This window comes from Arenimonas sp., assembly GCF_041913985.1.
GTDB lineage: Bacteria > Pseudomonadota > Gammaproteobacteria > Xanthomonadales > Xanthomonadaceae > Arenimonas.
In genome coordinates this window covers 19,789-30,057 of sequence record NZ_JAYSEG010000008.1, presented here as the reverse complement: position 1 = coordinate 30,057, position 10,269 = coordinate 19,789, and the positions used below count along the sequence as shown (strand labels likewise).

4 protein-coding genes are annotated in these 10,269 nt (G+C 75.6%); all 4 read right to left on the bottom strand.

Features of this window, described 5'->3' with window-relative positions; genetic code table 11:
• Positions 1-136: 136 nt before the first annotated feature.
• The 4 genes from ACE3Q2_RS04135 to recC all read right to left on the bottom strand — a co-directional run bounded on the left by ACE3Q2_RS04135 (position 137) and on the right by recC (position 10,221).
• Positions 137-1,411 (bottom strand): MHYT domain-containing protein, encoded by a 1,275-nt coding sequence (locus ACE3Q2_RS04135; RefSeq protein ID WP_374473009.1) that lies wholly within the window; start codon positions 1,409-1,411, stop codon positions 137-139.
• Between the two features lie 151 nt (positions 1,412-1,562).
• Entirely contained in the window at positions 1,563-3,314 is a 1,752-nt protein-coding gene (gene recD, locus ACE3Q2_RS04130) for an exodeoxyribonuclease V subunit alpha (protein WP_374473007.1), read from the bottom strand.
• Positions 3,311-6,817: a UvrD-helicase domain-containing protein gene (locus ACE3Q2_RS04125; RefSeq protein WP_374473005.1), complete on the bottom strand. Its 3,507-nt coding sequence runs from the start codon at positions 6,815-6,817 to the stop codon at positions 3,311-3,313. The genes recD and ACE3Q2_RS04125 overlap by 4 nt, the downstream gene beginning before the upstream one ends.
• A complete protein-coding gene (gene recC / locus ACE3Q2_RS04120; RefSeq protein ID WP_374473003.1) occupies positions 6,814-10,221 on the bottom strand; it encodes an exodeoxyribonuclease V subunit gamma in 3,408 nt (1,135 codons plus the stop codon). The genes ACE3Q2_RS04125 and recC overlap by 4 nt, the downstream gene beginning before the upstream one ends.
• Positions 10,222-10,269: the final 48 nt, after the last annotated feature.

Here is a 10,269-nt window from a genome sequence, read left to right as displayed (position 1 = left end):
CTCGCGGCCGCTCCCGGCCGGGGGGTGGTTTTGGATGTCATCCCCGCCAAAAAAAACGCCCCACCGCCCATTAAAGCCCCCCCCACCCCCGCGGCGTGGCCGGCGCCATGTCGCCGACCACGCGAGCCTTTGATGTTCAGGCCGCGGATTCGCGGGCCGGGCCGCTGCCGGCGCGGAAACCCTGCAGCTGCGACAGCACCAGCGAATCCGGGGCGTCGAGGGTGCCCTCGTCGCGGTCCGGGGCGCTGCGGGCGGCGGCACGCAGCATCAGGGCCTGGGCGTTGTCGCCGTCGGCAGGGGATTCGGCGGTGCCGAACAGCACCTGCAGGCCGCGCGCGGCCAGCGCGTCGGTGGCCTTGCGCCAGCCCGGCAGCAGGCGGCGCGCCACCTCGGCGGCCGACAGGCGCGGCACCAGCACCATCAGCTGGTCGGGCGAGGTGCGGGCCAGGGTGTAGCCCTGCGACTGCAGCGGCGCCAGCACCGCGGCCACCTCGGCCACGCGCTCTCGGGCCTCGTTGCCGGCGGCGTCGAGCACGCGCACGCTCACCAGCGCCAGGCGCGGGTCGGCGCGCAGCGCTTCCACCACGAACTGGCCGAAGCGCGGGCGGTTCACCAGGCCGGTTTCACGGTCCATGAAGGCCAGCTGGTTCAGGCGCTCGCTTTCGGCGCGGGCCTGGCGCTTGGCCTGCAGCACGGCGCGCGCGTCGGAAAGGGTGAAGAACAGCGCGAAGCCCAGGCCCAGCAGGCTGGCCAGCACCGTCGGCGTGGCGATGGCGTTGCCGTCGAGCAGGTTGCCCGGCGCGCAGAAGGCGTTCGGATCGAACTGCACCGCGGCCATGCCCGAGTAGTGCATGCCGGCCACGGCCAGACCCATGATGGCCGCGGCGCCCGTGCGCAGGCCCACGTCGCGCCAGGTGCGCACCGTGCGCAGCGCCGCCACGATCACCAGCGCGGCCGCCGAGGCGCCCACCGCGATCAGCACCGAGATGGCGAACCACAGCGGGTCGTAGCCCAGGCCCGGGTCCATGCGCATGGCGCCCATGCCGGCGTAGTGCATCACGCAGATGCCCGCGCCCATGGCCAGCGCGCCGAGCGTGACCGTGCCCACCGACAGCGCGCGCCGGCTGATCAGGAACAGCGCCAGCGCCGAAACCGCCACCGCCGCCAGCCACGAGAACACCGTGATGCCCAGGTCGTAGCTCACCGGGATGGGCAGCGCGAAGGCCGCCATGCCCACGAAGTGCATGGCCCAGATGCCGCTGCCCATGGCCAGCGCGCCCGAGACCAGCCAGCGCAGCCACTGCTCCTTGCGCTCGAAGATGCGGCCGGCGAATTCGATGGCCACGTAGGCGGCCAGGGCCGCGATGCCGATGGACAATGCCACCAGGGTTGGATCGTAAGTGCCTTGCATGTCGGACGCCCCCGTCGGTTGAGGGCGCGAAGGTGGGTGAGCGCGCATCAAGGCGTGGTGAGGCGCGCGGCCGCGGCGTGAAGGCCGGGTCGATGCGAAGGCGCGAGAAGGCTTTGTTGCAGGTTCGCGGCCGGCAGGCCGGAATGCATCGTTACGCGCCGCGCAACGACCACGCTTCGCCGAGGCGGGCCACCAATCCGCCGGAACGCCGCACCGCGCGCGCCAGCGCCGCCTCCAGGCTGGCGCGAGGGCCCCAGACTTCGATGCCCTGCTTGGCGCGTGACAGCCCCGTGTAGAGCAACTGCCGCGAGAGGATGCGGTGCTCGGGGTCGGGCGGCAGCAGCACGGCGGCGTGCGCGTATTCGCTGCCCTGGCTCTTGTGGATGGTGAGCGCGAAGGCCGGCGCGTGCTCGGGCAGCGCGGCCGGGGCGAAGGCGCGGGCGCCGCCGTCGGGCGATTCGAACCACACCTGCAGCTCGCCGTCGGCGCCGCGCAGGCACAGGCCCAGGTCGCCGTTGAACAGGCGCGCGCCGTAGTCGTTGCGGGCCACCATCACCACGCGGCCGGGGTACCAGTCGTGGCCGGCGGGCACGTCCCAGCGCTGGCGCAGGCGGCGTTCGATGGCGGCGTTGGCGGCTTCGGCGCCGAAGGGGCCGTCGCGCAACGCGCACAGCAGCTGGCGCGCCGACAGCGCACGCAGCGCGGCGGCGGCGGTGTCGGCCGGCTCGGCCGGCAGCGGCGGCGGCGGGCCGTCGCCGGCCAGGCCGTCGGCCCAGCTGCGCAGGCGGCGCGAGAGCGCGGCGGCGTCTTCCACGGGGTGCAGGCGCGCGGCGTCGCCGGCGGCGGCGAGCGCGGCTTGCAGTGCGGTGGCGTCGCCGGCGCGCACGGCTTCGTTCACGCGCACCAGGCCGGAGTCGGCGCGGAAGCTGTGGCGCAGGCGGGACAGCGCGGGCGAGCCGGCGGCCTCGAGCACCGACACCAGGTCCATCAGCACCGAGCCGGCGCCGACCGAGTCGAGCTGGTCGGCGTCGCCCACCAGCACCAGCGTGGCTTCCGGGCGCAGCGCGCGCAGCAGGGCGCGCAGCTGGTGCAGGTCGAGCATGGAGGCTTCGTCCACCACCACGATGCCGGCGTCGATGGGCGAACCGGGGCCGCGCAGGTAGGCGTTGCGGCGCGGCGACCAGGCCAGCAGGCGGTGCACGGTGAGCGCGTCGCCGGCGGGCAGCGCGTCGAGGTGCGCGGCCCAGTCGGGCGGCAGCGCGTCGCGCAGGCGCGCCGATTCCTGGCGCAGCGACTGCACCAGCCGCTGCGCCGCCTTGCCGGTGGGCGCGGCCACGGCGATGCCGTCGCGCGCGGCGATGCCGTCGCGCTGCAGGCGCAGCAGCATGCGCAGCACGGTGGTGGTCTTGCCGGTGCCGGGGCCGCCGGTGAGCACGAACAGGCGCCGCCCGCCCACCGCCGCCACGGCGGCGCGCTGGGCGCCGTCGCGGGCCGGTTCGCCGCCCGGGAAAAGGGCGTCGAGTTCATCGGCCGCCATCGGCAGCGGGGTTTCCGCCGCCAGGCGCGCGGCCACGAGCGCAGCCACCTCGCGCTCGTGCTCGAAGTTGCGCCAGAAGTAGAAGCGGCCGTCGGCATCGAGCACGAAGGGCGTGCGCACGCGGCCGTCGCCGACCATCGGTTCGGCAGCCAGCGTTTCGAGGGCGGTGCCGTCCTGCGGCGCCAGCGCGGTGTCGCCGCCGAGTTCGGCCAGCGTGGTGCGCGCGGCCAGTTCGGCCAGGTGCGCCGAGCCGCCGTGCGCCAGCACCCAGCGCGAGAGCGCGCGGGCCAGGGCGCGCTCCTCGGGGCGCGCGGCGAGGTCGGCGGCGGGCTTGGGCGGGCGGCCGTCGTAGCGCAGGTGGCTCATGCGGGTTCTCCCTGCGCGGCGAACACCGCGTCGACCGCCTGCACCAGCGCGTCCGGGAAACGTTCGGCGAAAACGCCCGCGCCCGGCGCCAGCCCGGCGGCGCGCACGAACAGGTAGGCATAGCCGCCCAGGTGTTTTTCCGGCGCGTAGCCAGGAATGCGCTGGCGCAGCAGGCGGTGCACGGCCACGGTGTAGAGCAGCGCCTGCAGGCGGTAGTGGCTGTGGTCCATGGCGGCGCGCAGGGCGTCGCCGGCGTAGTCGGCCAGGCGCTCGCCCAGCCAGTTGCCCTTGTAGTCGAGCACGTGGAAACGGCCGGCGTGCTCGAACACCAGGTCGATCTTGCCGGTCATCAGGCCGCGCAGGCGGTCGAAGGCCAGCGGCGGCACCAGGCCGGGTTCGCCGTGGTCCGCGCAGGCGGCGCGCAGGGCGCTGGCGCGGGCCTGGTCGAGCGCGAAGTGGAAGGCCATTTCGGCGCGCTGCGCTTCCGGCGGCACCTCGCCCAGCGCCAGGCCGGGCCAGAGTTCGGCGGCCAGTGCGCCGTCGAGGCGACGCGCCAGCAGCGGCGCCAGCGCGGGCAGCGCCGGCTCGGAGCGCACGCCGTTTTCCTCCAGCTGCGCCAGCACCAGCGCGGCCTGCTCGGCCAGCGGGCGGCGCGGATCACGCAGTTCGAAGGCCGCGTGCAGCGCGTTGCCGAAGGCGGTGCCGCGCGCACCGGCCAGGGCCAGCAGCTCGGGGTGCGGCGGCTCGGCCGAAGCGATGGGCTCGGGCGGCGACGGCGTGGCCTCGTCGTCGGCCGGGGCTTCTTCCACCGCGGGACGCGCGCCGCCGACGAGGGCCGAGAAGCTCAGGCGCTGGCGCACCGGCGCGGACGGCGGCAGCGTTCGCGCCTGGCGTTCGTTGGCGCTGGCCTGCGCGGGCGGCAGCTGCGCTTCCTCCGACGGCCAGCCTTCGCGCCAGTCCAGGTGCGCGAAGGCGGCGGCGTCGCCGGCCAGCAGGGTTTCCATCATGGCGTCGAGCGGCGCGCGTTCGGGATCGGCCAGCGGCGCGCGGCTCTTCGGCGTCGGCAGCCGCCCGGGCGGCAGGGTGTAGACGTGGCAGGCGTGGCGGGCGCGGGTGAGCGCCACGTACAGCGTGCGGAAGCGTTCGTCCTGGGTGTCCCAGGCCAGGCGCGTGCGGGCGTCGTCGCCGTAGGCCACCACGCGGCCGGGTTCGTCGCCACGGGGCACCAGGTAGGGGGAATGCAGCGAGGTCGTCTGCTGCGCCCACATCAGCGGCAGGAACACCAGCGGGAATTCCAGGCCCTTGCTGCGGTGGAGCGTCATCAGCTGCACGCGGCGGGCGTCGGATTCGATGCGCAGCTGGCGCTCGTCGGCGGCATCGCCGCCTTCGTCGTCGCCGTTGCGCTGGTCGGTGAACCAGGCCAGCAGTTCGCGCGGGCCAGCCAGGCGTTCGGCCTGCTGCTGCAGCAGTTCGCCCAGATGGCGCAGGTCGGTGAGGTCGCGTTCGCCGGCCGGCGTGGCCAGCAGGCGCGGGGCGGCGTCGGCGGCCAGGCGCTGCACCGTGGCCAGCACGCCGCGCCGCTGCCAGAGCGCGCGCAGCTCGCGGCGGCGTTCGATAGCGGCGTCCCAGGCGGCGGGCGAGTCGTCGAGCGCGGCCACCGTGGCCAGGTCGCCGCCCCACAGGCGGGTGAGCAGGGCGGCGCGCAGCGCGCTTTCGTCGTCGCTGGCCAGCAGCGCCTGCAGCACCACCTGCAATTCGAAGGCCCAGTCGCCGGCGAACACGCTGTCGCGGGCGCCGCCCACGCAGGGCACGCCGCGCGCCTGCAGCAGGCGGCGCAGCACGGTGATGTCGCGGTTGGTGGGCAGCAGCACGGCGATGTCGCCCGGCACCACAGCCTCGCCGCCGATGGCATGCCGGCCCGAGGCCAGCAGCGCGGCCACCTGGCGCGCGCAGGCCAGCAGCGCGGCGCGGCGGCGCGCGTCCTGGGTGCCGGGGTCGCCCAGCTCGTGGTGCAGCACCAGCGGGCGCGCCACGGGCAGGCCATCCACGGTGTACGGCGTCTTGTCCTGGCGGTCGCTGGCCTGCACCGGCGCGTAGCGGATGTCGGTGCCGGGGCCGCGGCCCAGCGTTTCGCCGCCACCCTGGTGGAATTCGTTGAGCGCGGCCACGAAGGCGCGGGAGGATCGGTGGTTGGTGGCCAGCGAAAGCGCGTGGCTGGCGTCGCGGCGGGCGCGACGGTAGGCGTGGATGTCGCCGCCGCGGAAGGCGTAGATGGCCTGCTTGGGGTCGCCGATCATCACCAGGCGGCCGCGCTGCGCGCCGCCGGCGTCGCGGTAGAGACGATCGAGGATGCCGTACTGCTGGGCGTCGGTGTCCTGGAATTCGTCCACCAGCGCCACCGGCCAGTCGGCGAACAGCGCGTCGGCGAGGGCCGGCCGCGTGCTCACGGCTTCATGCGCGCGGCGCACCATTTCGTCGAAGGTGGTCTGGCCGCGCGCGGCCAGGCGCTCGTCGCGCCAGCGCGCGGCCTGGGTGACCTGGTCGCGCCAGAAGCGCAGGCGCGGCAGGTCCCGGGCGGCCGGCAGGCGTGCGACCACGCCGCGCAGTGCGGCGATGGCAGGCAAGGCCTCGAACGCCGCGGCGCGCGCAGGCGCCAGCTGGCCGTCGGTGTCCCAGGCGGCGATGCGGTCGAGATGCTCGGGCTTGGGCCAGCCGCCCTCGCCCGCCAGCAAATCGGCCAGCGAAGTGAGTGCGGTGCGCAGCGCGGCGTTGGAGCGCTTGAACCAGCCGGCGTCGGCCACGACCGCACGCAGGTCGGCGGCGACGTCCGCGGGCAGTTCGCGGCGCAGGTCGTCGATGTCCGCGCCTTCCGCCTCGACGCGCACGCCCGGCCGCAGCAGCTTGCCCAGCGTGCGGCTGAAGGTGGAGAGCGTGATGTCGGCCAGGCCGGCGTCGTGCAACACCTGCAGGTCGCTGCCCTGGTGCAGCACGCGCCAGGCGTCGCGCGCCAGTTCTTCCAGCAGCGCGTCCCCGGCGGTGGGTTCGCCCGGGTCGAAGCCGCTGCCGCCTTCCAGCGGGTGCTCGGCCAGGATGCGGCGGCACAGGCGGTGCAGCGTGCCCACCGGCGCGCGGTCGAAATCGGCCAGGGCGAGGCGCAGGCGGCGCTGGTCTTCCTTGCGCGTGGCGGCGTCGGCCCAGCGCGCGATCAGCCAGGCCTCGTCGTCCGGCGTTCCTTCGGCCGGCGCCGCCCCGGCCAGCAATGCCAGCGCGCGCTGCAGCCGTGCGCGCAGGCGTTCGCGCAGCTCCTGCGCGGCGGCCTCGGTGAAGGTGGTCACCACCACCTGGTCCACGCCCAGCGCCGGCGTCGATTCCAGCAGCACGCGCAGGTAGAGCACGCCGATGGTCCAGGTCTTGCCGGTGCCGGCGCTGGCTTCCACCAGCGCGCGGCCGCCGGGTTCCAGCGGCAGCCCGCGCCAGTGGGCGACGTGCACGGGCGTGCTCATTCGTCCTCCCGGTGCGGCCATTGCACCAGGTCGGCCAGGCGCGTCGCCTCGCGCAGCAGCGCGGCGGCGTCTTCGCTGCCCGGCTCGGGCGCCAGGCCACGGCCGAGCAGGCGCGCGTAACCCGGCGCATGGCTGCGCTCGCGCTCCCATGCGTCTTCGACGCCCTTGCCGGCCAAAGCGGCGCGCGCGGTGCTGGGGAAATAGCAGGCCGGGTGCGTGGACGGGCGCGTGGCTTCCTCCAGTAGCGCCAGCACGCCGGTGGCCAGGCTGGCCGTGAGCGTCTCGCGCAGCGCAGGGCCCGCGGCGGCGAAGCCGTCGTCCCAGGCGTTCACCGTGTCCTGCCAGGGCGTGCCGCCCTTGGCCAGCAGCGCGCACAGGCGCACGCGGCGGTTTGCGTTTTCCGGCGCCAGGCGCAGCAGCGCCCAGGTGAGGTAGAGCGGCACCACGTCGCCCAGGCCGAGCTCGCCTTCGGCCTTGCGGTTCGGGAAGGTTTCGAACACCCACAGCGTGTCGCCGCGCTCGCGCACGCCGCTGGCTTCGCCGGTGAGCGCGAAGCGGCCGAGCTGCCGCTGCAGCGCGGGGGCGTCGGCGGGCGGCGCCAGCGTGGGCTGGAACAGCGCGGCGGCATCGGCGCGCGCCTGCGCGGCGGCCACGAGCGTGCGCGCCAGGTCGGCTTCCTGGCGCCAGGCGCGCGCACCCAGGGCGCCGGCTGGCAACACGCCGCCGAGCACCAGGTGTTCGGGCGGCATCTCGTCGAGGTCCACGGTCGGGTCGGCCAGCGCGGCCAGGCACAGGCCGCGGGCGGCGCGGTCGAGCGGGTCGAGGCGCGGCTCCAGCGGTTCGTCTTCGGCCAGCGCGAGTTCGTCGAGCGCGTCGAGCCGCGCGCGCAGGCGGCCCGCCAGCAGTTGCCGGGCCGGGTCGCGGAAATAGCGCCGCAGCGTGTCGAGCGAGACCTCGCAGGGCGCGTCCTGCGCCGGCGCCGAGGTGGCGGGAAGCAGGCGCGCGGCGTCGGCTTCGCCGCCGGCGTGGCCGGCCGCGGCGGCATCGAAGGTGAACAGGCGCGGGTCGGCGCCGTCGAAGTAGCGCGCGTCGAAGGGCTGCAGCGGGTGCTGCACGCGCCAGGCCGGCGCGGCGGCGCCTTCGTCGGCCGGCGGCAGCACGGCCATCAGCTCGGCCAGCGGCGAGGCCGGGTTGCGTTCGCTGTCGTCGCGCACGTCGCGGGCCACGTAGCTCAGGTGCAGGCGCTCGCGCGCGGACATCACCGTTTCCAGGAACAGGTAGCGGTCGTCGCTGCGGGTGTCGCGGTCGCCGAGCTGGCGCAGGCCGGCCTGGCGGATGGGGTCGAGGCCGGCGTCCACGTCGTTGCGCGGGTAGTCGCCTTCGTTCAGGCCCAGCACGGCCACCACGCGGAAGGGAATGGCGCGCTGCGGCACCATGCCGCAGACGGTGACGCCGCCCGCGAGGAAACGCTGGCGCGCGGGCACGGCGTCGAGCTTTTCCTCCAGCCAGCGGCGCACCACGGCGAAAGCCAGCGGCGGGTCGACGCCGGCGTCGCGCGGTTCGCTAGCCAGCGCGTGCAGGGTGGCGCGCAGCAGGTCCATGGCGTCGCGCGCGGCGGCGTCGGCCGGGTCGGGCTGGAACAGGGCGTCGAGGCGGTCTTCCAGGCGGCGCGCCCAGTCGCTGGCCGGCAGCTGCGCCGCGGCGTCGGCGCGCAGGCCGGCGAGCTGCTGCAGCAGGTGGTCGAGTGCGCCCAGCGCCAGCGCGGGACCGCCGGCCACGCCCGGCACGGGCGCCACCGCGCTGCCGTCGGGCAGGTGGTGCACGGGCTCGAAGCTTTCGTCGCCGTGCACGAAGCTGGTGAGCAGGCGGTCCATGGCCCAGGCCAGGGTGTGTTCTTCTCGCGCGGGGACGCCGAGCGCGGCGCGGAAACCCGGGTCCAGGCCCCAGGCGGCGCGCGCGTCGCCCAGCCAGCGGCCGAGCGCGTCGAGCGCGTCTTCGTCGAGCCCGAGCCGGCGCGCCACGTCGGGCTGGCCCAGGAAGTCGAGCAGCTCCGGCGCGGTGAAGCGCGAGGCCAGCAGCGCCAGCAGGCGCCGGAACGCGGTGAGCAGCGAGGACGCGCGCGCCACCGGCACGTCGGCCAGGTGGTAGGGCAAGGGCCCGCCCGCCTCGCCCGCGGGGCCGAACACCGCCGGCAGCAGCGGCAGGTAGGCGCCGATGTCGGGCGCCATCACCACGATGTCGGCGGGCTCGAGCGTGGGGTCGTCGGCGCGGGCGCGCAGCAAGGCGTCGTGCAGCACTTCGAGCTCGCGCAGGCGGGTGTGGCAGCCGTGCACGCGCAGCGAGGCATCGGCCAGGCGCGTGGCCGGGGCACGGTCATCCACCGAGGCCAGCGCGGGATCGAGCCGGCGCAGGCTTTCCTGCACGGCGCCGAGCAGGTTCGCTGGCGGCACGTCGGCGCCGGCTTCGTCGCGGAAGTGGCGCAGGTCGAGCTTCGCCTCCAGCTCCTGCAGCTGCAGCATGAAGTGCTGGCCCAGCCGGCCCCAGGCCGCCAGCAGCGGGTGGCCCTGGTCGAGGAAGAAGGCTTCGTTGTCTTCGGAGTACGGCGCCTTGGCCAGGTCGCGCAGGCGGGCGGCGTCGGTGCGCAGGCCGGCCCAGAATTCGCGGCAGGGGTCGGGCACGTACAGCACCACCGGGCGCTGCGCGGCCAGCGCCTGCAGCACGGCCAGCTCGGCCGGCGCCAGGTGGCTGATGCCGAACACGTGCAGCGGTTCGTCGGCCTGCGGCGCCGGGCGGCCGGCGCGCAGCGCGTCGGTGAGCGCGGCCAGGCGTTCGCCGCGGTGCAGGTCGGCGCCCAGGCGCGCGCGCAGCGCCTTCCACAGGGCGGGATGGAAACCGGCCTCGGCGAAACCGCGCTTGCCGGCGGCCCAGTCGCGCAGCCACTGCGGGCGGTAGGCCATGTACTGCGTGTAGATGCGGGCCAGGCGGTCGGCCAGCTGGAAGCGGCGCAGGGCGGCGTCGGGGCCGTCGAGCGCGGCGCGCAAGCCGGCGTCGGCCGGGCGTTCGAGCAGGGCGTGCAGGTGCCAGCGCAGGGCCTCGCGGCGCCAGCCGCGCGGCGACACCGCGCCCTCGCCCAGCACTTCGCGCGCCAGCGTGTCGAGGAAGGTGGACGGCAGCACGATGTCGAGGTTGGCGACGATGCCGCCGGGGCCGCGCTGGCGCGCCAGGGCGCCGGCCAGCCACTGCCGCATGCCGGGGTGGGCGGCGACCACGGTTTGCGGCACCAGCGGCGAGGCCGGCGGCTGCAGCCCCAGCAGGTGGTCCAGCGGCTCGAGCAGCGCCTCCAGGCGGCTGGCCCGGAACACCGTGATCCCCTCGCTGGCGCGTTGTTTCCAGTCCCCGCTCATCCCGCACAGCCTAGCCGATGACGGGGGGCAGCCTGGCAGGAAGATGTC

What these genes read in the sequence shown, in the direction of transcription:
- ACE3Q2_RS04135 (WP_374473009.1), bottom strand. Translation starts at nt 1,411, where the DNA reads ATGCAAGGCACTTACGATCCAACCCTGGTGGCATTGTCCATCGGCATC.
- recD (WP_374473007.1), bottom strand. Translation starts at nt 3,314, where the DNA reads ATGAGCCACCTGCGCTACGACGGCCGCCCGCCCAAGCCCGCCGCCGAC.
- ACE3Q2_RS04125 (WP_374473005.1), bottom strand. Translation starts at nt 6,817, where the DNA reads ATGAGCACGCCCGTGCACGTCGCCCACTGGCGCGGGCTGCCGCTGGAA.
- recC (WP_374473003.1), bottom strand. Translation starts at nt 10,221, where the DNA reads ATGAGCGGGGACTGGAAACAACGCGCCAGCGAGGGGATCACGGTGTTC.